The sequence below is a fragment of the Alloalcanivorax xenomutans genome (genome assembly GCF_900217905.1).
Taxonomy (GTDB): domain Bacteria; phylum Pseudomonadota; class Gammaproteobacteria; order Pseudomonadales; family Alcanivoracaceae; genus Alloalcanivorax; species Alloalcanivorax xenomutans.
Map to the genome: position 1 here is coordinate 63,495 of NZ_OBMO01000012.1, position 24,954 is coordinate 88,448.

Below are 24,954 nucleotides of genomic sequence, written 5' to 3' on the forward strand. Positions count from 1 at the left end.
GTACTGGCAGTGGTCAGCCTGTTGTTGTTCGCCCCATTGGGACCGGTGGTCTGGTGGTGGGCACACCGGGATCTGCGGGCCATGGCCGAAGGTCGCATGGATCCCACGGGCCGGCCCTCGACCTTATGGGCCCGGGGCCTGTCCATGGCGGCTACCTTGCTTTTAGCCATGATGTTGATTGGAGTCCTGATTGCTTTAATTTCAATGATATAGGCAATCTTATTAAGGCCAATTCTATATCACGATTTCGATTTTCCACTGCGCTCATTGAAGTCGATCCTCGCCGCCCCCATTTGATCGCGCTACCATCCACTATTGTCCAGCAGTAGCCTGGATCAAGCCGGTTCAACCTGGCGACCTGAGTTCACCACCACCGGATATTCGATTTGGCCGTACCGCCGTCCCGCAGCCTTCGCTCCCACCGCCGTGCCCCGGCGGGGAGCCTGCTCGCCCATCTGCTATGGGTGCTGATGCTGCTTGCCGCGCCGCATTCCGGCCAGGCATTGGACACCCGCGAAGGCGGACCGCATACCCGGCCCCTGGACGGTGCCGCTCAACTTGCTTTGCCCTCCGGGTATCAGGTCCGTTGCGAGGCTTTCGCCGCTGATCACCACGACGACAACGCGGCTCCGTTACCGTGGCTGCCGTCGGCGGCGCCGTCACCGTCGCGCCCCGGCCCGTCTCCCCTGAACCGTCCCCTGGTGGCGGCGGTTGTCGAGCACCATCGGCCACAGGATCCCCGCGCCCCACCCGCGTTCTCCACGCTCTAACCCCAACAACACCGCCACATGGCGGCGCCTTCGGGCGCGCGCCCGGCGGAGAGTGGTTTTAATGGAGAACGAACTTGAACCGATTTCGCTTACGGGCGGCGGCCTATGCCATCGTCATTCTGCTCGGTGTGCTCGCCGCACTGCCGAGTATCCTGCCACCGGCATCGTTGCAACGGGCGCCGGAATGGTACCGCCAACACCATCTGTCCCTGGGGCTGGATCTCCAGGGCGGCTCCCATGTGCTGCTGAAAGTCGAACAAGGACCACTGCTGGCGGAGAAAACCCGCAAGATCGCACAGGAGCTGGGTCAGCGCCTGGACCGCAACGGCATTCAGCACGGCCGCCCGGTGGTCGATGGCGATCAAGTGCGCCTGGCCATCCGCCCGGCTGCCGCCATGGAAGCTGCCCTGCGGCTTGCCTCGGACATCCGGGATGATCAGGGCCGCCGCCAGCTCTCCGTCACCCACGACGGTCCGTCCCTGGTATTGCGGCCCTCTTCCAGTTTGTCGCAACAAGTGATCAGCGATGCGGTGGAACGCAGCCTGGATGTGGTGCGCCGCCGCATTGATGAAACCGGCGTGGTGGAACCCCGTGTCACCCGCCAGGGCAACGATGCCATTCTGGTGCAACTGCCCGGCGTCACCGATCCGGAGCGCATCACCGCCCTGCTTGGCCGCACCGCGCGATTGACCTTCCATCTGGTCGCCGATGGCAGCAGCCCGGACCGTTCCCTGGTACTGCCCGGCGCGGAAGACGGCCGGCGTTACCAGGTCGAATCCACGCCGTTGCTGGACGGCGGCCAGTTGGCCGACGCCCGTCTGGGCTTCGACAGCCGCACCCATCAGCCGGTGGTGAATTTCACTCTGGACAGCGACGGTGCCCGCCTGTTCGGCGACATCACCACCCACAATGTGGGCCGGCCCTTCGCGGTGGTGCTGGACGGCGAGGTCATCACCGCGCCGGTGATCCGTACCCCGATCACCGCTGGCCGTGGCGAGATCAGCGGCAACTTTACCCCGCGGCAGGCCGGAGACCTGGCCATGTTGTTACGCGCCGGCTCCTTGCCCGCCCCGCTGCAAGTGGTGGAACAGCGAACGGTGGGCGCGGAACTCGGAGGTGACACCATTCGCATGGGCGTGCTCAGCGGTGCCCTCGGCGCGGCCCTGGTGCTGGTGTTCATGATCTCGATCTACCGCCGCTGGGGCGTGATCGCCAATACCGCTCTGGCCATCAATGTTCTGCTGGTACTGGGTTTGCTGGCCAGTTTCGGCGCGACACTGACACTGCCGGGCATCGCCGGTCTGATTCTTGGCGTCGGCATGGCGGTGGATGCCAATATTCTGATCAATGAACGTATCCGCGAGGAAGCGGAGAAAGGCAAGAATGCCATGGCGGCGCTGCGCGCCGGTTTCCAGCGTGCCTTTGCCACCATCGTCGACGCCAACATCACCACGCTGATCGCCGTGGGCCTGTTGTTCGGGTTCGGCAGCGGTCCGGTGCGCGGCTTCGCCGTGACCATGGCGGTGGGGCTGCTGGTCTCCATGTTCACCTCGGTGTCGGTGACCCGGTTACTGATGGAATGGCGGCTGCGACGGCGGCAGCGGCAACCGCTGGCCCTGCCAGAGGTACCCGGGTTTCAGCGGCTGCGGCAACGGCAACGGCCGATCCAGTTCATGCGCGTGAAGGCGTTGGGCATCGTGCTGTCGGTGCTGTTATCGGTCCTGTCCCTGGGCTCACTGGCCTGGCCGGGATTGAACCAGGGCATCGATTTCCTCGGCGGCACCGCCATGGAAGTTCAGGTGCCGGCGTCGCTGTCGGAGAACGCTCTACGGCAGGCATTGCGGGACGCCGGCCTCGCCGACGCGGCGTTGCAGCCGTTCGCCGATGACGGCCACTTCCTGGTGCGGATGCCCGCCAGCGAGAACGGCAACGCGGCGGTCGAAACAGCGAAGACGGCGATCAGCGGTCTGCACGCCGACAGCCGTTTCCCACGGGTGGATATGGTCGGTCCGGCGGTCAGCGGCGGCTTCGTTGAAGCCAGTATTCTGGCGGTGCTGCTGGCCGGGGCGGGCATGTTCGCCTACCTGCGGCTGCGCTTCGAACGGCATTTCGCCTGGGCGGCACTGATTACCCTGCTGCTGGATGTGAGCAAGACACTGGGGTTCTTCGTGCTCACCGGCGTGGAATTCAATCTCACCGCCATCGCCGCCTTGCTGACGCTGATCGGTTACTCGGTGAACGACAAAGTGGTGGTCTTCGATCGTATCCGTGAAAACCAGAAGCTCAATCCGGATCAGCCGTTGGAGACACTGATCAACGTCAGTCTGACCCAGGTGCTGACCCGCACTTTGTTCACCTCCGCCACCACCTTCCTGGCCCTGCTGCCGATGGGGTTGCTGGGCGGCGGAGCGGTGGCCAGCTTCGCCCTGCCGGTGCTGTTCGGCATTGTTGTCGGCACCACCTCGTCCATGTACATCGCCGCGCCCATGGCCCTGTTCCTGGCGCGCTGGCGGCCGACGCAACGGGCAGACACGGAGGCGCTGGCGGAACGGCCCTGAGCCCCTCGCGGTTCGTGGATCAGTGGTGTGCCGGAATTCACAGGCACGCTCCATTCGCGGCCAAGGCCGCTTCCCACTGAAGGCACTACCAAGCCGCTGCGGGAAGCTGCTTTAGCAGCGAAGGCGGCGGTGGGCTTGCCCACCGACCGCCACGTTGGCGCCCCACTCTCAACCGTGACTCTTCCGCAACGCTTCCACCTTGCTGATGTAGTTTTGCCGCGCGGTGTCCTGGTCCATCCCCTTGAGCTTGGCCCAGGCGTCGTACTTGGCGCGCCCCACCATGTCCAGCATGCCGGGCCGCTTGCCGGTCACGTCACCGACACTGCCCTGCTTGAAATGGGCGTACAGATACAACAGGTCATCGTTGCCCGGCTTGCGTGACAGGGTCTGTACGTCCTTCCGGGCCTGTTCAAATTGCTCTTCATACGCCATTATTCGTACCTTCAGGTTGTGTTACCCATTTATCATTAGTCCGTTGCCCGGCGCGCTATCATGCCCCGGTTCGGCAAATAGTGTCCGCACCCACAAACGGAAGCAACCGGGCAGCGACCACATAATAAGCAGTAACGTCAAAGAACGGGGGACTCCATGGCCACTGACAGCACCCAGACGCGACCTCTGGAAGCGGAACAGGAACGCGCTCTGAAGCGCGCGTTAAGCACGCTCTGGGTACGTTTTCCCGGATCCCTGGAAGACGACTACATCGTCTACGCGGAGCGTCGCGCCACCCAGTTGATCCGGCGCTCGGTGTACATCCTGCTGGCGATTTTCCTGATCGTGGTGGTGCCGGTATCGCTGCTGGTGAAGGACCCTTCGCTGGGCCGCTGGCAGGCGCTCGGCGTTTATCCCATTGCCTGCTCATTGGCGTTGCTGCTGGCGGCCATCCATGTTCGCGCGGTACAGCCGCTGGTGGCGACGCTGATCGGGCTGGCACTGATGATCTCGTTGACCGGCACCCTGATCGGCGCGATCCATTTGCAGGATCATTTCCTCGGCCAGGTGGCGGCGTTTGAAACGGTCTACGTACTGATCATCGGCTTCTCCATTTTGCGGCTGCCTCCCACCCGTACCCTGTTCTGGTCCCTCGGCGCCCTGATCATCGCCCTGGGCGTGGCGCTTTATCAGGATTGGCGCATCACGCCGATCTCATTGCTGCTGTACTACGGTTTCCCGCTGCTGGTGTGTGCCCTGAACGGCTACATGCTCGACGCCAGCGCCCGCAGCAACTTCGCCAACATGCTGCTGCGCAACGCCGAATCACAACGGCTGCGGCGCTGGCGCGACAACGCCGACCGGGAAGCCCGGCGGCAGCGTCTGCTGAATGAATTCACCGCCCACATTGCCGGCAATCCGCGCGTCACCGAATTGCTCGACAAGACACTGGCGTTTCTGATCGAGAACACCCTGGCGGTGGCGGGCGCCGGCTACCGGCTGGAGGAAGACGGCCTGCACCTGGAAGCGGCGCGCGGCCTCGGCCAGGCGGCGCGGGAACAGTCCCATATTGAAAGCGACGGTTTCCTCGCCTCGGCCCTGGAGATTCAGGGCGCCTCGGTGCGCCACGAGGTGCCCGGCGGCTACATGGATCTGGAAACCGGCCACAGCCAGATTCGCCCCGGCGAGGTGCTGTTCCTGCCGATCCGGCAGGGCGAACACACGCTTGGCATCCTGGAGCTGGCATCCCTTGAGCCGTTCGACGAACACGTTCGTTCCGCCTGTGACGCCATTGCCACGCCACTGGGTTACGCCATGATTGCGGCCCTCGGCCGGGAGTCCTTCATCCGCCGCGCCAGAGAGAAACAACAGCAGCAAAGCACGGTGACATAAGAAGCCGCGAAGCCCTTAGCCCCCCTCAGCCCTCGTCTGCGTCTACGATTGCCGGCGGCGCTTGAGCGGCGCCGACAGCCTTTCCGGATGGCGTGGCTCGACGTCGTCCAGCAAGGCGTAGATCGCTTCCAGATCCTTCTCCACATCGCCGGTGGGCCAGAACGCGTCCAGAATCCGCGCTTCCTTGCGGCGATAGCAGAACGTCACCACGATGATCGGCAATTTCAGCGCCAGCGCGATCCGATAGAAACCGGTCTTCCATTCCCGCGCCCCGGTGCGAGTGCCTTCCGGCGTGATACCAAGCCAGAACGGATCGCCGGCCGCCAATACTCTTTGCGTTTCCTCCACCAGCCCGCCGGCGCGGCCCCGATGCACGGGGATGCCGCCGAGCGCCTTGAGCAGTACGCCGGTGGGCCCCCGGAACAAGGTGTGCTTGGCCATGAAACGAATGTCCAGGCGCAGGCTCTGGATCGCGCTGATGCCCACCAGCCCGTCGTAATTGGAAGTGTGCGGAGCGGCGATCATCACCGCCCGTGGAATATCGGGCAAACGCCCCACCACTTTCCAGCCGGTGGCGCGCAGAATCCAGCGGCCCAGCAACGCCATCGGCGCACTGCCGCGGCGCGGCACCCGTGCTCCCAGGTCCGCCGGATGCAGAGGAGGCAGCTCAAGCCCACTCATCGAATCAGCCAAACACCACGATGGTCTGGCGACTGAACGCCACTGGACGCCCTTCGCCATCCCAGATCACCGAGCGATTCTGGCCGTAGCCGTCGGCGAAGCTGTCGGTATGCACGGTGTACAACCAGTGATCGGTCCACGGCAGCTCGGCCGGATCCTCCAGAAATTCCATGATCCAGGTCATGGAGCTGGACGGCGCCCGTTTGGTCAGCATCGGAATCACCGACGGCGGCCAGACATCCACCAAACAAGCAAGACTGGCGGCATCCTGGCGCTCCGGGCGTTCACGGAAGCTCATATAACCTTCGAAGTCCGGCTTGTCGCTGCCGGAGTACGGGAACTGGCCGGCCACCGGGCGCATCTCGAATTCGCGCAGAAAATCCGGGGAGACGCCCTCCATGAACGGGATGGCGTGGTACTCCTCGGCGGGTTTCCAATCCGGCGCCGCCGGTCCCGGGACCCGGATGGAAGATTCACGGGCATGGCCCAGGCTGGCCAGCATGGTGCTCACCACCTGCCCTTCCTGACGGGCGGTGACCTGCATCTGGGTCACGGATTTGCCGCTGCGCAGGATTTCCGCGCTCAGCGCCAGCGGCCCCGGAACGGCGGGACCGACAAAAGTCAGGGCAAAAGAACGTAAAGGCGGCGGCTCCGGCAGTTCCCGAGCCAGATACGCCTGCATGTGACGGATCAGAATGGCGCCCATCAAACCACCAAAAGTGGCGCGGCCCTGCCCCCAACCTTCGGGCAGAATCATTTCATTGGCTTCGGCCGCAACCATAATGGAATCAAATTTCATATTTCGCTCCCTCCGAAAGCGGCTATTGATAGCAGAGGGCGTGTTCCAGGGAAAGGGCCGAAACGATCACACTGCGGGATGCGTGGTCAATCAGGCTAATAGCGACATGGAAGGGACACCGGCGGCACCTCTAATAAGCTGTTCGCTGCCCAGGCAGCTTCCCACAGAGAGCACTACGGAGCCGCTGTGGGAAGCTGCCTGGGCAGCGAATCGGCGCTGTCGGCGGCGTGTCACGCGTAAACGTATTACCCCCGCCCCATGCCTTTCTTGGTCCGCGCCGTCGCCTCGGCCCGCAGTGGGTCCTCCGGCCATGGGTGTTTGGGATAGCGACCGCGCAGGTCCTTGCGGACCTCGGCGTAACCCTCGCGCCAGAAACGGCCGAGATCCCCGGTGATGGCCGCCGGACGTCCGGCCGGGGTCAACAGCGAGGCGGTCAGAGGCAGTTGCCCGTCAGCCAGGGACGGCAGCGCTTCCATGCCGAAACACTCCTGCAACTTTACCTCCAGGCGCGGGCCGCCGTCGGGCAAATAATCGATCGGCACCGAACGCCCCGACGCCACCGTGCAGCGTTCCGGCAACCACTGATCCAGCCACGCCTGCCGTTCGTGGCCAAGCCACAGGGACAACGCCTGCCCCAGCGGCAAAGCACGCAGATCCCGCAAACCACGGTGCCCGGCCAGGAACGGCAGCAGCCAGGATTCCAGTGTGGCGAGCAGGCTGTCATCGTCCGCCGCCGGCCACTCTTGCGGCCGCAGCCGATGCATCCAGTTCACCCGTGCTTGCCACTGGCGCCAGCGGGGCTCCCACGGCAGCACCGACAGCCCCCGCTGACGAATACCGGCCAGCAAACCCTGTTCGATCAACGCCGGCGATGGCGAGGGCAACGGACGCCGCTCAATCACCAGTTGCCCTACAGCGCGTATCTGCTCGGCCACCACCCGCTCGCGGTGCTCGTCCCATCCCACTTGTTCTTTCCAGGGAGCCCGCTCCAGAACCGTGGCCAGCACTTCCTCGTCCAATCCCCAAGCCAACCGGATCCGGCCCTCCCTGGGATCACCGTCGGTGTCCAACACCACCAGCCATTCATGGCCGGCCAGCGCCGAGCCCGGTTGCAGACGGGCGCCAGAGCCATCAGCCAGGACATAACGAGAGCCGTCAGCGAGGACGTAACGAGCGCCATCAGCGACGCTATGACGACTTGTGCCTTGCTCCCGCCGGCGGGCCAGGCCATCCGGAAAGGCCTCCGCCAGCACCCGCCCTAACAGACTGGCATCGGCTTCCTGCCGATCCGCCCGCACGCCGCGTAAACGCCGCAACGCTTTACGCAGTAACGGCCAATCCCCGGGGCGGGCTCGATACCGTTGCCAACGCCGTTGCAAATCCACTTCCCGGTCCAGCCCCGCCGGCGCGTCCTGAATCAGCAACGCCAGTATCGCCGCGCTTTCCGAGCAGCCGTGTTGATGGCCGCGCACCACCAAAGCCCCCTGCTCCGGGTCCATTGGCAGTTCCGCCAGCGCCCGGCCCAGTTCGCTGAGCGCGCCCCTGTCATCGAGCGCGCCCAACCGTTCCAGCCGCGCCCGCGCCGCCCGCCAGGGCCCCGCCGGCGGCGGCGTCAGCCAGAACAATTCACCGGGGTCGCGACACCCCCAACGGGCCAGATCCAGCACCAAACCGTCCAGCGCCACCTGGCTGGTCTCCGCTTCGATATGACGGGCCAGCACTTCCTCCCGGGACCACAACCGCAGGCACTGGCCCGGCCCAAGCCGCCCGGCGCGCCCGGCGCGCTGGTCAGCGTTGGCCTGGCTGATACGCCGGGTGGTCAGGCGGCTGCGATGGCGCCGTGGATCGTATTGCGGGCTACGCTGCAAACCGCTGTCCACCACTGTGGTAACGCCGTCCAACGTCACGCTGGTCTCCGCCACATTGGTGGCCAGCACCACCCGCGGCCCCTGACTGGCGCGCAGGACCCGCTGTTGCTCATCACCATCGAGGCGACCGTGCAGAACCTCCACCGCGCAGTCGAGTCCGGCCAGGGCCTCGCTCAATCGGCGAATTTCCCCGGCGCCGGGCAAGAACACCAGCACCGTGCCCTCCCCCGCCACCTCACGCACGCAGTCGGCACAATGATCCAGCCAATGGCGCTCCCGTCCCGGCGCCCGATAGTGCACCGCCACCGGATACTGCCGCCCTTCGCTGCGCACCACCGGCAACGCCAGCCCTTCGCCCAGCGGCTCCGCGTCCAGGGTCGCCGACATCACCAGCAGACGCAGGTCCTCGCGCAACGCCTGCCGCACTTCCTGCACCAGGGCCAGGCCCAGATCCGCCTGCAGGGAACGCTCGTGAAACTCGTCGAACAGCACCGCCGCATACCGCTCCAGAGCCGGGTCCTCATGCAGCATGCGGGTGAGCACACCTTCGGTGACCACTTCGATCACCGTGTCCTTGCCCACGCGGCTGTCCAGCCGGGTACGATAGCCAATTCTCTGCCCCACCGGCTCGCCCAGTTGCGATGCCATATAAGCGGCCACCGAGCGGGCCGCCACCCGGCGCGGCTCCAGCATCAGAATGCGGCGCTCCTGGCGCCAGCCGGCATCCAGCAGCGCCAGCGGCACACGGGTGGATTTGCCGGCTCCCGGCGGCGCTTCCAGCACGGCGCCGCCGTGCTGTCGCAGGGCGTCGAGCAGGTCCGGCAGAACCTCGTCCACCGGCAGGGAATCGGAGGGAGAAAACGCATTCGTGGTCATGGGGCGTCATGATACAGACGCGCTCGCCTGGCGGGCAGTGGCGCCGAAGCGCTATCAGTGTAATGGCACGCCGCCCACCAGAGCGCTGGCCCTGTTCAGCAAGGGGTCGTCCGCCCGGTCCGCGCGGTGAGCGAATACCAATCGCACCGGCGGTCCTGCTTCACAGAGCACCGTCACCCCGTCCTGACGCGGTACCTCCTCGGTGCCGTCATCATGCACCAGTCCCAATCCGGCACCGGCGGCGACCAGATCCCGGGTCATGCTTTCCTTGTCGATCCGGATGATGCGCGGAGGCCGGATGCCGTGCTGCCGGAACAGCGCTTCCGCCGCCCGGCCGCACCCGGTATCGGCTCCGGGGCATAGCCACGGCAACGCCTCCAGGCGCCGCCAGTCGAGCGGCCCCGGTGCCACCCAATCCGGCGGCGCCACCAACTGAATATTGAAGCGGGCCAACTCCCAGGCGTTCAGGGCCTCATCCGCCAGCTCGCCGCAGTGATAGAAAGCCGCGTCCAGACCGCCTTCATGAAGCGCTCTGGCGAGGTCTCGCGAATCACCGTATTCCAGCACCAAGTCCACCTCGGGATGGTGCCGTGCCAATTCGGAAAGCAAACGTTGTAACGGTGCCGGCTGAATATTATGGCCGGCACCCAGCCGCAACCGGCCCGCCGGCCGGCCGCGCAGGCGGGCGGCCTGCCGCAGCAGATCCTGGCGGGCCGCCAGCACCGCTTCCGCCTTGGCCAGCAAAGCTTCACCGTCGGCGGTGAGACTCATGCCCCGGGCGGTGCGTCGGAACAGAGTCAGTGACAGGGATTGCTCCAGCGCCTGAACGCGGGCGCTGATCGCCGGCTGACTCAGACACAGGCGGCGGGAGGCCCGGGTAATGGAGCCTTCCCGGGCCACCGCCACGAATACGGTCAGTTGCTGCAGATCCATTCGTTTTTTATCCGATCGCTCTTTATCCGACCAATCGGGCTCTCGGCCGGATCCGCATCATCGCCCGAATCGACTCCTGCTGAGAACCCCGCCGGACCGTCAACGCCGTCCGCTAACCAGATGAACCCGGGCGTCCATCCACACTTCGCCGTTGCTCACATGGGCGCGGAACCGCTCCGTCAGCCGTTCCCGGGCGGTCTGGCGCTGGGCCTCATCCGCCTCCGCCAGCCGCTCCGAGATGGCGAAACTGGACAAGGCGAAATCCGCCGCCGGTTCCGGCGCCAGTCCGCCCCCCACCGGCAACCGCCCGCGCCATTCCTCCACGTGCAGGCCACTGAAACCGGCGGCCGCCAGCAACGCCAGCAACGGATCGGGATCGCCGTACCGAAACGGTCCCGGCGCTCGCCAGTCCGGCTCCGGCAGATTCATCACCGCGGCCACCTCGCGGCGCGCCCCGTCCATCCACAGGTTATCGTCCGCCGGTCCCCAGACCGCGAAAGTAAAGCTGCCGCCGGGCGTCAACCAGTCCGCCAGGCGCGCGAACGCCGCCGCTGGCTCGGCGAAGAACATGATGCCGAAACGGGACACCAACTGATCGAAACGGAGGGATGGAAGATCGGCGACGGTGACGTCGGACTGCTCGAAGATCACCGGAGCGTCCGCGCCAACCGCACGCTCACGGGCACTGGCCACCAGTTCCGGGGCAATATCGAAACCATATACCTGGCTGCCAGCGGCCGCCCGTGCCGCTATGGCCAGACTGGTGCCGCCCCCGCCGCAGCCGATGTCGGCGATACGGCCCGGACGGCTTAGATCCATGGCCGCCAGCAAGGGCGTATCCACCGGTTTGAGCATGGCCTCGATGGCACTCAACTGAGATTGCCACTTACCACCCCGTCCGTTGGCCCAATCCTGGGACTGCAATGCGTCGCTCATTCCTTTCCCCTGGTTCGGTCACCTGAAACCCGGGAGTGTGCCGACACCGATGCACGCCATCCAATCGTTTTTGCCGAGGTCTGACCCCGGCAAAACAAATACCTTCGTCAGTCTCGGGTCCAGCCGCGTTGGTCATGAACTGGCTATGACGCGGCTTCCGCTCGCAGCGCCGTCCGCACCGCCGGGCGTTCACCAATCCGTTCCTGATGCCGCTGCAACGCCGGCCAGGGATTCAGGTCGATGGCGAAAAGCGGGCACCAGCGCAACACCGTGAACAAATAAATATCGGCAACGCTATAACCGCTTTCCATCAGGTAGGGTCGTTGCACCAGAATCGGCTGCAGATAACCCAGGCGCCGCTGAAGCCGCTCGATGAAATGCTCTCTGGCCGCCTCCGGCAAGGCGCTGTTGAACAACGGCGCCAGGCCAGCGTGGATTTCACAGGTGACGAAATTGAGCCATTCCTGTAGCCGCACCCGCTCCCAACCGCCCGCCGGAGGGGCGAGCCCCCGTTCGGGTCGCAGATCCGCCAGGTACTGCACGATCACCGCACCTTCGGTCAGAACCCGGCCATCGTCCAGTTCCAGGGCGGCAACATATCCCTTGGGGTTGATGGTAAGGAAGTCCCGGCCGTCGGCGGTTTTCTTGGTACGGTTATCCACCTGAATCCGTTCAAATGGCAGTGCCAGCTCGTGCAATACGATGTGCGGCGACAAGGAACAGGTACGCGGGGCGTCATAGAGTTTCATCGGGCTCTCCAAAGCGTCGGCAAATAAGCATCGGGAAACAGCGCCGGCAGTTTGCGTCCCTCCGATAAAGCTGAGAAATTAATATTTAATTTTCCAATCATTAGCCTGGCTACTGACAATGATGAACCTCAGCCATTGGCGCCTGATGGTGGCGGTCGCCGACAGCGGCAACATCACCCGCGCCGCCGAACAGGCGGGCATGACCCAGTCCGCCGCCAGCCAGGCCATCACCCGGCTGGAATCGACGCTCGGTCTGACGCTTTTCGCTCGCTCCCGGCAGCAGGTACGGGTTACCGCCCTGGGCGAACCGATACTGGAGCATGCCCGCGCCATGCTGGCCCATCTGGACGCGATCCGCGCGCTGGTCGATGACAGCCACGGCTTGCGTCACGGGCGCCTTCGCCTGGGCAGCTTTCCTTCGGTCATCTCGACACTGTTGCCACCCATGCTGCGTGATTTCCAGCTGCGTCACCCCGGCATCGAGGTGGTTTCCCTGGAAGGCACCGATGAGGAAGTGGAGGCCTGGTTGGCGGACGGCGCCATTGACCTGGGGGTCGTGTTAAATCCCGCCCGCGGGCGTCAGGCGCTGCTGCTCGGCGGTGATGCCTGGGTCGCGTTGCTTCCCGGCACCCATGAACTTGCCCGCCGCGCCACCTCGCGGGGCATCACGCTGGCGGAGCTGGCGGCGCAGCCGTTTATTCTCGCCACCGGTGGCTGCAAGGTGAACGGGCAAAGCCTGGTCCGCCAGGCCGGTCTTGAATTGGACGATGTACGCGTCACCGTGCGGGACTGGGCAAGTGCCTGCGCGTTGGTCCGCGAAGGCATGGGCGTTTCCCTGGTGCCGGAATCCAGCCTGCCCGATAACCTGCGTGGACTGCGGCATTTCCCCCTGTATCCTGGAATCCGGAGGGAGTTCGGCCTGGTCTGCTCGGCACGGGGACAAACGTCGCCAGCCGCGCAGGCACTCCGGGAGCATCTGGCCGCCGCGATCTGAGCCGCGCCGGCGTCATCAGCGACGGTACGGTGACGCGTTAACCCGGCATCCGCGTGGCGGCGTACTCGGCCAGGGCGGCGATGGTCTTGGACGGGTTCAATCCCAGGGCACGGGGCACCATGGCGCCATCCACCACATACAGACCGGGATAGTGGAATACCGCGCCGGTGTGGTCCACCACCCCCTGCTTGGGGTCGTCGGCCATGCCGCAGCCTCCCAGTGGATGGGGGGTCACCAGATTCTTGAACCACTTCCAGGTGGCCGGCGTCATGCCCCGGCCGCCGGTGGCTTCAGTCAACGCCAGGTGGCGGTCGGCCAGCGCCTGCACCGCTTTTTGCGCCTTGCGGTAATCCCATTTCAGCCGCAGCCGGTCCTTTTTCCAGGGCGCGTACCAGCGCCGGCCCAGCCGGAAGCGGCCACCGGGATCGTCCACCGCCTGGCCGAACCACGGCATCATACGCAGGAACGGATTACTGTCCTCGCCATATTCCAGCATCGCCGCGCCAAGGCGGGTGCGGGCCAGCCGCGGGTGCCGGGCGGTGTGCTCCAACAGGTTGCCGAGCAGATCCGGCAAGCCGCCGTCTTCCACCAGGTAGCGGGCGCCATTGTCGCTGCCATCCAGGTAATCGATGGCACTGGTGATGGTGGGGCCTCGGGTCGGCGCGATCTCACGATCGGAATAGAGCGCCGGAGTGAAGAAGTCACCGTTGCAACTCCAGTTACGTCCCAATGCCCGGCTCAGCTTCGGCAAGGTGCGATACTGATCGCGACAGCGCAACAGCAACTCGGTGGAACCGACACTGCCGGCGGCGACGATCACCCGGCCAGCACGGTAGCGGCGCCAGGCCCCGGCCAACAGATCGCGTACCCCCACCTCGTAGCGCCCATCCTCCAGCGCACGAATCCAGCGCACATGATGTAACGGGCGGATATCGGCGCCATGCTGCTCGGCCCGCGCCAGATAGTTCAGATCCAGGGTGTTCTTGGCGTTCACCGGGCATCCCAGATCGCAATTGCCGCAATGCACGCAGGTGCCTTGCTCCCGGCCGTGGGCGTTGGTCCAGGTTTTGCTGTGGCGATAGTCGTAGGCGTCATCGAGGCCGGCATGCCACTCCGGATCGAACTGGATCGCTTGCGGCACCACTTTGAAACGGCCACCATGACCAAGCTTTTCCGCCGCTTCGTGCATCAGGCGGGTGCGCGGTGTCCATTGATTGTCCGGCAGCGATTGCACCCCCATCATTTGACCGACGGTGTGGTAATGGCGGCTCAATTGCGGATAACGAATGGCTTCCGGCCAGCCCTGTTCGAACATCTCCGGCCGGGCATCCAGGCTGACGTTGGCGTAGATCAGCGACCCGCCACCCACCCCCGCGCCCATGGCGATGCTCATGTCACCGAAGTAGCGGAAGTCGAGCCAGCCGTTCTGATGTTCGGGCTCGTCCTCATCCCATAGCCAGTTGTCCTGGCTGACACTGGGGTAGTCCCGTGATTGCCAGCGGCGCCCCCGCTCCAGCACCACCACCCGTTCCCCGCGTTCCGCCAGCCGGCAGGCCATCACCGACCCGCCGAAACCACTGCCGATAATCAGTGTCGCCACTGTTTCCATGGCGCTTCCCCCTGCTCCGTTCCCAACCCGGACAGCCGCAAAAGCCGCGCGACCGTGCCGCGCCCCCAGGCAATGACAAATAGTCCGTTTTATTCCCTATGCTTTTCAAACACTTGCATGATGGATTGAAAGTAAATTCCTGTCCATCCGCGGCGCTATGTATTATCCTTCGCGCATCTCAGCCCCGCCAGCTTCTCATCATGGAACAGATCGATTTCGTCGACCAGCAGCAGCACCTCCCGACCACTCCGAAACGGGCACCGCGCATGCGCCGTACCGGCTCGGTACGGGCGGGTCACCGCCGCCTCACCGCCGACATTCCCGCGGATCTGCACAAACGCCTGAAGATGCAGGCCCTGCGCGAGGATCGCTCGGTCACCGATCTGATCGTTCACGCGGCGGAATATTATCTGCGCAAGTTGTAGGCCTCCTCCTTCACCAAACCGTCAATAATCCGTCACTGATCCGTCCCCGCCCCCTCGTAGCCTGCCGTAGAATCGGACAAGCGGAGGGACAATCATGGACGCGGATCTCTTTGTGCTCGCCCTGGCGGTACTGTTCGCACTGAGCTACCGGATCCTGTTCCGGGTACTGCCACGGGAACGCTGGCAATTCGTTGCCTGCCTGCCGTTGGCGAAAAACCGTGACGGCACCTGGCGCACGCTCAACCTCACCTATTACGGACTGTTCACCGGTCTGGCCGGCGGCTTCGGCGTGGCCGCGTTCGTATTGCTTACCGCCGCTTCCGGTGTCCCTCTGGGCATCGCCCTGGGACTCACCGCCGGCATTCTGGCGGTGTGTCTGCCGGCGGCCAAGCTGATCGCCACGGTGGTGGAAAAGAATCGTCACGGCTTTACCGTCGGCGGCGCCAGTTTCGTCGGCATCCTGCTGGCACCGCTGTTACTGTGGGGCGCCGATGAATTATCCCGGCAATGGTGGCAAGAGCCGTTGCCGGTGATGCCGCTGCTGGCCGCCATGACCATCGCTTATGTGCTTGGTGAGGGAGTCGGCCGGCTCGCCTGTATCAGTTTCGGCTGCTGTTACGGCAAATCACTGGAGCAGGCGCCGGCCTGGGCCCGGCGTTGTTTCGCCGGCTTGCACCATGTCTTTCACGGCTTCACCAAGAAGATCGCCTTCGCCGGGAACATGGAAGCGGTGCGGGTGATTCCGATCCAGGCCCTCACCTGCGTGTTCTACACCCTGCTGGCATTGGCGGGCATGGCCTTGTACTTCCACGGACTCTATGCCATCGCCTTCGCTCTGACACTGACCGGCGGACAATTGTGGCGGGTGTACTCGGAGTTTTTACGGGCGGATTTCCGTGGCGGCAAGCGCTTTACGGTTTACCAGACCATGGCCAGCCTGGCGGCGCTCTACGGCCTGCTGATCAGCGCGCTGCTACCGGGCGGCGACACTGTTGTGCCGGTGTTGAGCGCCGGTCTGACCACCCTGTGGCAGCCGGGTATGATTCTCTGCCTGCAGTTAGTGACGGTGGGCATGTTCCTGTTTTCCGGCACCAGCACCATCACCACCGGGGAGCTGCGCTTCGGGCTGGCGCCGGACTGGCGCGGACAGGCCGGTTGCGATAGCGAGGCCGAGCCGCCGCTGGCTACACCAGCGCGGCGGCCTTGATCTGGGCATGGACCCGGATTCCCGGGGCCAGCCCCAGCCGGTCCCGGGAATAGCTGGACAGGCGCGCCAACAGCCATTGCTGTTCGCACCGCAGCCGCACCAGGCATTGCCCTTGGGGCAGGGAGCGGACGTCGTCAACGACCGCCGGAAGGATATTCAGCACGCTGGAATCCGTGGCCGGCGACAATGTCAGGCTCACGTCCCGTGCCGCTACCCGCAGACGCGGTGTGTCACCGCCGGGCCCGGAGGCCGGTACTCTCACCTCACAGGCGCCCAGAGCCAGCACCAGCAAATGATGGTCCTGCTCATAACGCAGATGGCGGGTGCGCAGCACCACCGCCGCATCCCGATGCGCCGCCAGCGGTGAGCCGGGGCCGGCCAGTACATCATTGACCTCGCCTTGCGCCGCCAGGGCGCCGTCACGCAACCACCAAAGATGCTCCCCCAATGTCAGTACCTCATCCAGATGGTGGCTGACATACAACACCGGAATGGTCTTCGCCACCCGGCCGATCACCTCCATCAGCGCCTGGCGCCGGGCCTGATCCAGGGCCGCCAGCGGCTCGTCCAGCAGCAGCAGTCGCGGCGCGCTCAACAAGGCCCGCCCCAATGCCACACGGCTGGCCTCGCCACCGGAAAGCCCCCGCACCCGGCGCGACAACAAGGGCGTCAACGACAGCAGCTCCAGCACTTCTTCCCACCGTTGCGCCGACCCCGGCGCCCGCCGCGCGGCATAGCGGAGATTGCCGGTCACATCCAGATGAGGAAACAACGTCGGTTTCTGCAGCATCAGGCCCACCGGCCGGCGATGGGCCGGCAGCATTCCGGCACGGCCCTGCCAGCGTTCACCGTCGAATTCAATGCGCCCCTGGCAAGGCTCAAGACCCGCCACCGCCCGCAGCAGACTGCTTTTGCCAGCCCCGGACTCACCGAACAGGATGGTCACGCCCCGTTCCGGCAACGTTCCCTGCACGGAAAGCTCAAAAGCGCCGCGACGAAGGACGATATCCAGGGACAGACTCATAGCGGCCCCCGTGCTTTCTTCTGCCAGCGAAACACCGCCCACAGCAGCACCAGCGACAGCACCACCAGCACCAGCGCCAGGCGCTGGGCACTGGCGTAATCGCCCGCCTCCACATGCTCATACAGCGCCACCGAGGCGACCCGGGTCTCGCCGGCGATGCTGCCACCGATCATCAGCACCACACCGAACTCCCCCAGGGTATGGGCGAAGCCGAGCACCGCCGCGGACAGATAGCCCGGGCGCGCCAATGGCAGCACCACGGAGAAGAACCGGTCGAGAGGGCCGGCGCCGGCGGCGGCGGCCATGTCCAGGACATCCTTGTCGATGGCGGCGAAAGCGTTCTTTAACGGCTGCAGCACGAACGGCAGTGAATAGACCACCGAGCCGATCACCAGACCGGCGAAGGAAAACGCCAGCCCCGGCCGCTCCAGCAGGGAACCCAGCCAGCCGCCGGGGCCGTCCGGGCCAAGAAACAGCAACAGGTAAAAGCCCAGCACCGTGGGCGGCAGCACCAGCGGCAACGCCAGCAGCGCTTCCAGCAGGGCCTGGCCGGGCCGGACCCGGCGGGCCAGCCACCAGGCCAGCGGCGTGCACAGCAGCAACAGGATCACGGTGGTGATCAGCGCCAGTTTGACACTCACCCATAACGCCAGAGTGTCACCGGCCGCCAGCATCAAGGCGTCTCCAGCCGATATCCCGCCGCCTCGATCCGTTGGCGGGCGGCGTCACTGAACAGGAAATCATAGAAGGCGCGGGCCGCCGGCCGGTCATCCAACAGCACCGCCTGTTGGCGAATCGGCGGATAGGATTCCGCCGGTGGCAGCCAGAGGCTGCCGCCGGCTTCGCGCACCTGGGACAGCGCAACGAACCCGGCCCGAGCGGCGCCGCTTTGGATGAATTGAAAGGTCTGCCCCACATTTTCACCACGCACCAGGGTGACGGACTCCGGCAACGCCAGAGTGGCCAGCACCGCTTCGGCGGCGGCGCCGTAGGGCGCGGTGCGGGCATTGGCCAGCGCCAGTGGCGTCAGTTCACCGCCATTCAAAAGCGCCGCCCCCAGCGCCAGCCCCGGCTCCCGGCTCCACAGAGCCAGCACACCCAGGGCGTAGGTGCGACGGCTACCGGCGACAATCCGCTGCTGCTGCTCCAACTGACGCGGGCGGGCCTCATCAGCGGCGAGGAACAGGTCCAGCGGCGCGCCCTGCCGTATCTGCGCATAGAGTTTGCCGGTGGATCCCACGCTGACCGCCACCTCGGCCCCGTTATGCCGGGACTGGTAATCCGCCACCAGTTGCCGCATGGGGCCGGCGAAATTGGCGGCCACCGCCACCCGCACCGGCGCTTCCGGCCACGCCAGCAGCGGGAGCGCCATCAGCAAAGCACAGCAGGCGAAGCGGAACATGCCGGTCTCCGTTAGCGTGATCCGGACTCCCGGGGGTTTTGTCCGAGGTGGGCCTCGCCGCGCTGACGGGACAGTTCGATCTGGCGCTGCCGCTCGGCGAAGCGGGCCTTCTGATCCGCCGTGGACTCATGGTAACAACGCGGGCAGGACACACCGGGCTCGTACATGGGCGACAGCTTGTCCTGATCGGAAATCGGCCGGCGGCAGGCATGGCACTGCTGATACTTGCCGGGTTTGAGGTCGTGATCGACGGTAACCCGCTCATCGAACACGAAGCATTCACCCTGCCACAATGACTCGTCCTTGGGCACGTCTTCCAGGTATTTGAGGATCCCGCCTTTGAGGTGATACACCTCCTCGAAGCCCTGCTGGCGCAGATAGGCGGTGGATTTTTCACAGCGGATCCCGCCGGTGCAGAACATTGCCACCCGTTTGTGGCGGGCCGGGTCCAGATTCTCACGCACATAATCCGGAAACTCACGGAACGCCTTGGTGTGCGGATTGATCGCGCCGGCGAAGGTGCCCACTTCGTACTCGTAGTCGTTGCGGGTGTCGATGACCAGGGTTTCCGGATCGGCGATGACCCGATTCCAGTCCTCCGCCTCCAGGTAGGTGCCACGTTCAGCGTCGGGGTCCAGATCCTCCACGCCCATGGTGACGATCTCTTTCTTCAGTTTCACCTTGGTGCGCAGGAACGGCGGCTCGTGGGTATAGGATTCCTTGTACTCCAACCCCTGAAAACGACCGTCCGCCGCGAGCCAGGCCAGCACCGCGTCGATGCCTTCCCGGCTGCCGGCGATGGTGCCGTTGATGCCTTCGCGGGCCAGCAGCAGGGTGCCGCGCACGCCGGCTTCGGTCATGCACGCCAGCAATGGCTCACGCAGGTTCTGGTAATCGTCGAGACGGGTAAAGCGGTACAACGCCGCCACCACGATGACATCGTTCATCGACTGAACTCCGGATCATGTTTGCTGCCGCCACGGCAATCCGGCGAGGCCGCCACCTCGCCATCGCGGGCGTTCCATTCCTCAGGGGTAAACAAATGCAGGGCCAGTGCATGCACCGGACCGGCCAATTCCTCGGACAACACCGCGTAGATCGCCTGGTGCCGACGCACCGGCATCTTGCCGGCGAACGACTCGGACACCACCGTCAGTTTGAAGTGGGTTTCCGAGTTGGCCGGCACGTTGTGACGGTGGCTTTCGTTCTCCACCGTGACATGGACGACCGGCATGGCGTCGCGGATTTTGCGCTCAATGGCTTGAGCCACGCTCATACTGCTCTCCGTGGAATCGGGTTTGGGGACGCTATTCTACGGTTTTAGTGATCATTTTGCAGTCTCCGGGCGCGGAATAACCCTCTCCCACAGGGCTTCGCCTTCCTGGTCCAGCAGCTCGGTTTCACTGTCGCCGGGCCCGAACTGGTGCACCCGGCGGCTTTCGCTCCAGGCGGCCCAGTCAGCGCCACGGCCGTGGGCAAAGTCGCTCCACACCTGTTGTACCCGGCGGGCCAGCTGTTTCGGCTGTTCGCCGCCACCGGTGAAGTACTGCCCCACCGGCGTATCGGTAATGCCAAACACGAACGGCACGTCGACCACGTGACAGGCCCCCATGGGGATGCCGAACTGGGTGCTCGGCCAGGTGAACTGGAACCCCCAGGTGCGCGGCTGCCGGGCAGCCTGAGCGTCCAGCAAACGCAACGTCGGCACCCGGAAAAGACGGTCGCTCTCCATGGCGGAGAACCAGTCCATGTTGCTGCGCTGCGGGTGCGGGGTAACGTGGGCGCGGTAGTAGTCGAACAGGCGCTGGCCGTTGCCCGGCGCGGCACGTTCGAAGCGGCGCAGAATCTCGGCATCGTCCATGGCGCGCATCTGCTCCACCGTTGGGAAGCCGGCCAACGGCCCGGAATATTGAAAGAAGTTCCACTCGTCCCGGCACACCCCGGCGAGCAGCTCGATATCCGCGCAGGCACCATCGGCCATGGCCTGGACCGGAACCCGCGGCAGCAGGTCACCGTCCACCATCGGCAGGAAATTCATCCCGAACTGGGGAGTGGAATCCCGCAATCCCCGCGCCACCGACGTACGCAGGGCCTCCCCCTGGGCCGACAGCCAGGCTTCACCGTCGGCCTGCCGCAAACGGTCGGCGACATCACCCTCGCCGGGTAGCGCCGCCAGGAACGCCTCGGTGACGCGCCGCGACTCCTCCGGCGATAGCACGAAATCGGCGCCACCGGACTGGATGATGGCGCGCTGGAACAGTGGCCGCGCCCGTGGCGCCGCCATCAGCGAGGCGACACTGAAACCACCGGCGGATTCACCGAAAATGGTCACCTGGTCAGCCCGGCCGCCGAACGCCTCGATGTGACGATTCACCCATTCCAGGGCGGCGATTTGATCGCGCAACCCCAGGTTGCTGTCCGCTTCCGGCAGCACCGAGGCGAAATCGGCGAAACCATGGGCGCCCAGCCGATAGGCGGCGTTGACCACCACCACCTTGCCATTCCGGGCCAGCTCGGCGCCGTTATACAACATCTGCGAAACCGATCCGGCGGTGTAGCCGCCACCGTGATACCACAGCATCACCGGAAAGGGCCCCTCGCCTTCGGGAACCCAGATATTCAGATACAGGCAATCCTCGCCGGATTCCTCCACGCCCATCAGCGGGTTGCGGCGCTGCAAGGAAGGCAGCGGATAGCGATCGGCCCGCTGTACCTGATCACTGTCGGGCAGCGGCTGGGGCGCTTTGAAACGGCGCTCGCCCAGCGGTGGCAATGCATAAGGCACGCCGCGGAATTCGTGGACACCCTCCCCCGGTACGCCCTGATAGCGGCCCTGCGACAGGGTCACGGTCTGTTCATTCGCCACCTTGTTCTCCTTAGCATTTGGCTGGTTGTCGAATTGTTCGACAGAAAAAAAGAGCCCCGCATGTACTCAACGTACACTTGTAGCCGTTATCACGACGCTTACGACTTGGCACAGGAGCCATTCAATGAGTGAACATGACGTAGCAGAAGCCCAAACCGAAGCCACCGGCTTGCGCACGCGCCTGTCCGCCACAACGGACAAGCTTAACAAAGCCGCCCGGGGAATCGTGAATCGGATTACCGAAAACGGCGAGCGCCTGCTGAATGAGCTGGTGGAAACCGGTGAAGCGCTGCGCGGCAAGGCTGGCGACAAAGCCAAGGCCGTGGTCCCGCAGGACTGGCGTGCCAATCTGGCCCATGTGCTTGGCCTGCCCACTCGCGACGAAATGGACGCGCTGGGCAAAAAGCTGGACCGCATCAGCCGCAAGGTCAACAAAATGGCCCGCGAGCAGAAAGCCGCCGGCTGATCCACCGGAAAAAGCATCGCGGCCCTTTTCCACGAGGAAGAGGACCGCGATGTCTTTTCGCATCGCCCCTTTCTTTGCCTCCCTCTTTTCCTTCCGTCCGTGCGCTTGGCGGCGCGGTCCTCTATAATGCGCGCCGACTTCATCTCCCCACGATCTAGGAGACCTTCATGAAAGCACCTGTACGCGTGGCGGTGACTGGCGCCGCTGGCCAAATCAGCTACTCCCTGCTGTTCCGCATCGCTTCCGGCGACATGCTCGGCAAGGATCAGCCGGTAATCCTGCAACTGCTGGAAATCACCCCCGCTCTGGAAGCCCTGAAAGGGGTGGTGATGGAACTGGAAGACTGCGCCTTCCCGCTGGTGGCCGGTATCGTGCAAACCGACGACGCCAATGTGGCCTTCAAGGACGCCGACTACGCCCTGCTGGTAGGTGCCCGTCCCCGTGGCCCGGGCATGGAGCGTAAGGACCTGCTGGAAGCCAACGCGGCGATCTTCTCCGCCCAAGGCAAAGCCATCAACGACAACGCCAGCAAAGGTATCAAAGTGCTGGTGGTGGGTAACCCGGCCAACACCAACGCTCTGATCGCCCAGCGTAACGCGCCGGACATCGACCCGCGTCAGTTCACCGCCATGACCCGTCTGGACCACAACCGTGCCATGGCGCAGCTGGCCAACAAACTGGGCAAGACCGTCAACGACGTGAAAAAGATGACCATCTGGGGCAACCACTCCTCCACCCAGTACCCGGATCTGCATCACTGCGAAGTGGACGGTAAAGTGGCCATCGATCAGATCGAGCAGGACTGGTACGAAGCGGACTACATCCCCACCGTGCAGCAGCGTGGCGCCGCCATCATCAAGGCCCGGGGTGCTTCCTCCGCCGCTTCCGCCGCCAACGCCGCCATCGACCACATGCGCTCCTGGGCGCTGGGCACCGATGAAGGCGACTGGGTTTCCATGGGGATCTACAGCGACGGTTCCTATGGTATCCAGGAAGGCCTGATCTACTCCTTCCCCTGCACCTGCAAGGATGGCGACTGGAGCATCGTCCAGGGCCTGGAAAACAACGAGTTCTCCAAAGCCAAGATGCAGGCCACCGAGCAGGAACTGGCCGAAGAGCGCGACGCGGTAAGCCACCTGCTGCCGTAATCGCCTTCCGGTGTTAACCGGACCCGCGCTCGCGGGCCCGGTTAACCGGTCATCACGCTTCCGACACGATGCCGTTCTCCGCGGCCATCTCCATCATGGCACGCAGAATATCGTGCCGGCTGATTTGTCCTACGAGTTTTCCGTTCTCCACCACCGGGAGACGGCGCCGATGATGGCGCAGGAAAACTTCCATCGCCTCCAATACCGTGGTCTGGGCCGGCAGCACCTGTAATTCACGGCTCATATAATCCGCCACCACACCGATATCGATACCGTGGTAACGGGCTTCGAGCATGCCGCGCAAACAATCGGATTCAGAGAACATCCCCACCAGCCTCCCCCGCTCCACCACCGGCGCCCCGGAAATACGATTTTCCAACAGCAGCCCCATGGCATCGAACAGGGAGACACCCGGATCCAGCGTAAGCGGACCCCATTTCATGTAGTCCGTTACTTTCATTGTTTTCCACATGATTTCATTCCCTTGATAAAGACGACCTCCTCCCCCCCTGGGCGGTCTCAATTCACAGCAGTGCTTCGGTGGAACTGATCACGCCATTGGCGTCGGCGTAGACGAAATCACCAGGACGGAAAGTAACGCCGCCGAAGGTAACATCGATGTTCAACTGACCTTCACCGCGGCGCACCGATTTGATCGGCACACACCCCAGGGTGACCACGCCGAGGTCCAGTTTGGCCAGTTCCCGCACGTCACGGCAGGCGCCGTAAATGATCACGCCTTCCCAGCCATTGCTCACCGCGTTTTCAGCGATCATGTCGCCGATCAGGGCATTGCGCAGGCTGCCGCCGCCGTCCACCACCAGCACCTTGCCTTTACCGTCGGTGGCCAGATGCTCCTTCACACGGGAGTTATCCTCGAAACACTTTACCGTTACGATCTCGCCGCCAAACGCCTGGCGGCCACCGTAGCTGAACCAGTTGAGCCCGGTGACCACGGACACTTTGTCGGCATGCTCGTCACACAGATCGCAGGTTACGAACGTCATATTCACTCCTTGTCAGGCCCGCGGCGGCGGAACCACCAGCGGGCGAATCAACAATTAACAAGACGAGACGCGCGGCCGAAGCCGCGCGTGTTTTACCTTAATTTCCCGCCACTGTAAGGTCAGGCCAAAGCCGGGAACTGGCCCTGGAATTTACCGGCGAACACCTGAAAATCCCGGTACCGCACCCGGTAGACGCCGGTGTCCGGCCCCATCAGGGCCATGCCCACCATGGCCTGCGCCACCCGTTCCGCCGGCACCGGCAACCAATGCGCGTCGGTCCAGCGGGTCACCGGTTCCAGCAGCCGGGAAATCAGGTTGCCCACGTCTTCCGCCAGCCGCTTCTCCCGCCGATAGCCACGCAGCAAGGACGGCTGAATCAAGGCCAGCAGCGGCAGGCCAAGCGCCTCCAGATCCTGTTCCATGCGCCCTTTTACCCGCGCATAGAAAAACGAGGAGCGGGCATTGGCGTTGACCGTGGATACCACCATGAAACGCTGCACACCGGCTTGCTTGGCCATGTGCCCGCAGCGCACCACCAATTCATGGTCCACATGTTCAAAGGCTTCCCGGGAGCCGGCCTCTTTCATTGTGGTGCCCAAACAGCAGAACACGTCATCCACCTTGAAGAAATCGCCTTCCTGCTCCAACTGCTCCGGATCAATGACTTTTTCCCGCAGGCGGGGGTGTTCCACCTCCACCTCACGCCGGGTCAGCACCCGCACTTCATCATAGGCCTTGCAGCCCAGCAGCAGCCTCAGACAGTGCCGGCCCACCAGCCCGGTGGCGCCCAGCACCAGAGCACGTCGGGTCAT

At 64.5% G+C, this 24,954-nt stretch carries 25 protein-coding genes; 8 read left to right on the forward strand and 17 right to left on the reverse strand.

Annotation, left to right across the window (positions count from 1 at the left end; genetic code table 11):
* The first annotated feature begins 386 nt into the window (after positions 1-386).
* Positions 387-770, forward strand: a complete 384-nt coding sequence (locus CRO06_RS11125; RefSeq protein ID WP_026949240.1) for a hypothetical protein — start codon at positions 387-389, stop codon at positions 768-770.
* A 74-nt stretch (positions 771-844) separates the two neighbouring features.
* Positions 845-3,328, forward strand: a complete 2,484-nt coding sequence (gene secD, locus CRO06_RS11130) for a protein translocase subunit SecD (protein ID WP_097058447.1) — start codon at positions 845-847, stop codon at positions 3,326-3,328.
* Positions 3,329-3,496: 168 nt separating this feature from the next.
* On the opposite strand, the gene CRO06_RS11135 is transcribed toward secD, so the two are convergent.
* Positions 3,497-3,760 (reverse strand): acyl-CoA-binding protein, encoded by a 264-nt coding sequence (locus CRO06_RS11135; RefSeq protein WP_022994935.1) that lies wholly within the window; start codon positions 3,758-3,760, stop codon positions 3,497-3,499.
* A 156-nt stretch (positions 3,761-3,916) separates the two neighbouring features.
* Between CRO06_RS11135 and CRO06_RS11140 the strand changes: the two genes are divergently transcribed.
* On the forward strand, positions 3,917-5,152 hold the full coding sequence (locus CRO06_RS11140) for a GAF domain-containing protein (RefSeq protein ID WP_097058448.1): 1,236 nt from the start codon (positions 3,917-3,919) through the stop codon (positions 5,150-5,152).
* A gap of 42 nt (positions 5,153-5,194) precedes the next feature.
* Here the strand turns inward: CRO06_RS11140 and CRO06_RS11145 are convergent, their stop codons facing one another.
* The 6 genes from CRO06_RS11145 to gstA all read right to left on the reverse strand — a co-directional run bounded on the left by CRO06_RS11145 (position 5,195) and on the right by gstA (position 11,994).
* Positions 5,195-5,833: a 1-acyl-sn-glycerol-3-phosphate acyltransferase gene (locus CRO06_RS11145; protein WP_097058449.1), complete on the reverse strand. Its 639-nt coding sequence runs from the start codon at positions 5,831-5,833 to the stop codon at positions 5,195-5,197.
* A 4-nt stretch (positions 5,834-5,837) separates the two neighbouring features.
* Positions 5,838-6,632 (reverse strand): thioesterase family protein, encoded by a 795-nt coding sequence (locus CRO06_RS11150; RefSeq protein ID WP_022994931.1) that lies wholly within the window; start codon positions 6,630-6,632, stop codon positions 5,838-5,840.
* 245 nt (positions 6,633-6,877) lie between these two features.
* Positions 6,878-9,376 carry an ATP-dependent helicase HrpB gene (hrpB, locus tag CRO06_RS11155; RefSeq protein WP_097058450.1) on the reverse strand — a complete coding sequence of 833 codons (2,499 nt, stop codon included), beginning with the start codon at positions 9,374-9,376 and terminating at the stop codon, positions 6,878-6,880.
* Between the two features lie 54 nt (positions 9,377-9,430).
* Complete coding sequence (locus CRO06_RS11160; RefSeq protein WP_097058451.1) at positions 9,431-10,309, reverse strand: LysR family transcriptional regulator; 879 nt, start codon at positions 10,307-10,309, stop codon at positions 9,431-9,433.
* Between the two features lie 99 nt (positions 10,310-10,408).
* Positions 10,409-11,245, reverse strand: coding sequence for a class I SAM-dependent methyltransferase (locus CRO06_RS11165; RefSeq protein WP_097058452.1), 837 nt, complete (start codon positions 11,243-11,245; stop codon positions 10,409-10,411).
* Positions 11,246-11,388: 143 nt separating this feature from the next.
* Positions 11,389-11,994 carry a glutathione transferase GstA gene (gene gstA, locus CRO06_RS11170; RefSeq protein ID WP_055099972.1) on the reverse strand — a complete coding sequence of 202 codons (606 nt, stop codon included), beginning with the start codon at positions 11,992-11,994 and terminating at the stop codon, positions 11,389-11,391.
* A gap of 118 nt (positions 11,995-12,112) precedes the next feature.
* Here gstA and CRO06_RS11175 point away from each other — a divergent pair, with 118 nt between their 5' ends.
* Positions 12,113-12,988: a LysR family transcriptional regulator gene (locus CRO06_RS11175; RefSeq protein ID WP_097058453.1), complete on the forward strand. Its 876-nt coding sequence runs from the start codon at positions 12,113-12,115 to the stop codon at positions 12,986-12,988.
* 37 nt (positions 12,989-13,025) lie between these two features.
* On the opposite strand, the gene CRO06_RS11180 is transcribed toward CRO06_RS11175, so the two are convergent.
* Positions 13,026-14,597, reverse strand: coding sequence for a GMC oxidoreductase (locus CRO06_RS11180; RefSeq protein WP_022994220.1), 1,572 nt, complete (start codon positions 14,595-14,597; stop codon positions 13,026-13,028).
* 200 nt (positions 14,598-14,797) lie between these two features.
* On the opposite strand from CRO06_RS11180, the gene CRO06_RS11185 reads away from it, so the two are divergent.
* Both CRO06_RS11185 and CRO06_RS11190 read left to right on the forward strand, forming a co-directional pair.
* Positions 14,798-15,022: a hypothetical protein gene (locus tag CRO06_RS11185; RefSeq protein ID WP_026949233.1), complete on the forward strand. Its 225-nt coding sequence runs from the start codon at positions 14,798-14,800 to the stop codon at positions 15,020-15,022.
* Between the two features lie 94 nt (positions 15,023-15,116).
* Positions 15,117-16,229 (forward strand): hypothetical protein, encoded by a 1,113-nt coding sequence (locus CRO06_RS11190; RefSeq protein ID WP_022994222.1) that lies wholly within the window; start codon positions 15,117-15,119, stop codon positions 16,227-16,229.
* On the opposite strand, the gene modC is transcribed toward CRO06_RS11190, so the two are convergent.
* From modC to CRO06_RS11220, 6 genes are read right to left on the reverse strand one after another with little or no spacing between them, the layout of a single operon-like run.
* Positions 16,207-17,253 (reverse strand): molybdenum ABC transporter ATP-binding protein, encoded by a 1,047-nt coding sequence (modC, locus tag CRO06_RS11195; protein WP_022994223.1) that lies wholly within the window; start codon positions 17,251-17,253, stop codon positions 16,207-16,209. The two genes, CRO06_RS11190 and modC, sit on opposite strands and share 23 nt — an antisense overlap.
* Positions 17,250-17,927: a molybdate ABC transporter permease subunit gene (gene modB / locus CRO06_RS11200; RefSeq protein ID WP_055099969.1), complete on the reverse strand. Its 678-nt coding sequence runs from the start codon at positions 17,925-17,927 to the stop codon at positions 17,250-17,252. The genes modC and modB overlap by 4 nt, the downstream gene beginning before the upstream one ends.
* On the reverse strand, positions 17,927-18,655 hold the full coding sequence (gene modA, locus CRO06_RS11205; RefSeq protein WP_097058454.1) for a molybdate ABC transporter substrate-binding protein: 729 nt from the start codon (positions 18,653-18,655) through the stop codon (positions 17,927-17,929). The genes modB and modA overlap by 1 nt, the downstream gene beginning before the upstream one ends.
* A gap of 11 nt (positions 18,656-18,666) precedes the next feature.
* A complete protein-coding gene (gene trhO, locus CRO06_RS11210) occupies positions 18,667-19,602 on the reverse strand; it encodes an oxygen-dependent tRNA uridine(34) hydroxylase TrhO (RefSeq protein ID WP_022994226.1) in 936 nt (311 codons plus the stop codon).
* A complete protein-coding gene (locus CRO06_RS11215; protein WP_022994227.1) occupies positions 19,599-19,931 on the reverse strand; it encodes a BolA family protein in 333 nt (110 codons plus the stop codon). The genes trhO and CRO06_RS11215 overlap by 4 nt, the downstream gene beginning before the upstream one ends.
* Before the next feature lie 51 nt (positions 19,932-19,982).
* Entirely contained in the window at positions 19,983-21,521 is a 1,539-nt protein-coding gene (locus CRO06_RS11220) for a carboxylesterase/lipase family protein (RefSeq protein ID WP_097058455.1), read from the reverse strand.
* Positions 21,522-21,645: 124 nt separating this feature from the next.
* On the opposite strand from CRO06_RS11220, the gene CRO06_RS11225 reads away from it, so the two are divergent.
* Both CRO06_RS11225 and CRO06_RS11230 read left to right on the forward strand, forming a co-directional pair.
* A complete protein-coding gene (locus tag CRO06_RS11225) occupies positions 21,646-21,987 on the forward strand; it encodes a hypothetical protein (RefSeq protein ID WP_063140041.1) in 342 nt (113 codons plus the stop codon).
* 167 nt (positions 21,988-22,154) lie between these two features.
* The gene (locus CRO06_RS11230; RefSeq protein ID WP_022994230.1) at positions 22,155-23,135 is read left to right on the forward strand and encodes a malate dehydrogenase; all 981 of its coding nucleotides are present in this window, start codon (positions 22,155-22,157) and stop codon (positions 23,133-23,135) included.
* A 52-nt stretch (positions 23,136-23,187) separates the two neighbouring features.
* Here CRO06_RS11230 and CRO06_RS11235 read toward each other — a convergent pair whose 3' ends face one another.
* The 3 genes from CRO06_RS11235 to CRO06_RS11245 all read right to left on the reverse strand — a co-directional run bounded on the left by CRO06_RS11235 (position 23,188) and on the right by CRO06_RS11245 (position 24,954).
* Positions 23,188-23,595, reverse strand: coding sequence for a CBS domain-containing protein (locus tag CRO06_RS11235; RefSeq protein ID WP_244902814.1), 408 nt, complete (start codon positions 23,593-23,595; stop codon positions 23,188-23,190).
* 64 nt (positions 23,596-23,659) lie between these two features.
* Entirely contained in the window at positions 23,660-24,142 is a 483-nt protein-coding gene (gene rraA / locus CRO06_RS11240; RefSeq protein WP_022994232.1) for a ribonuclease E activity regulator RraA, read from the reverse strand.
* 119 nt (positions 24,143-24,261) lie between these two features.
* Positions 24,262-24,954, reverse strand: a complete 693-nt coding sequence (locus CRO06_RS11245; protein ID WP_022994233.1) for an NAD(P)H-binding protein — start codon at positions 24,952-24,954, stop codon at positions 24,262-24,264.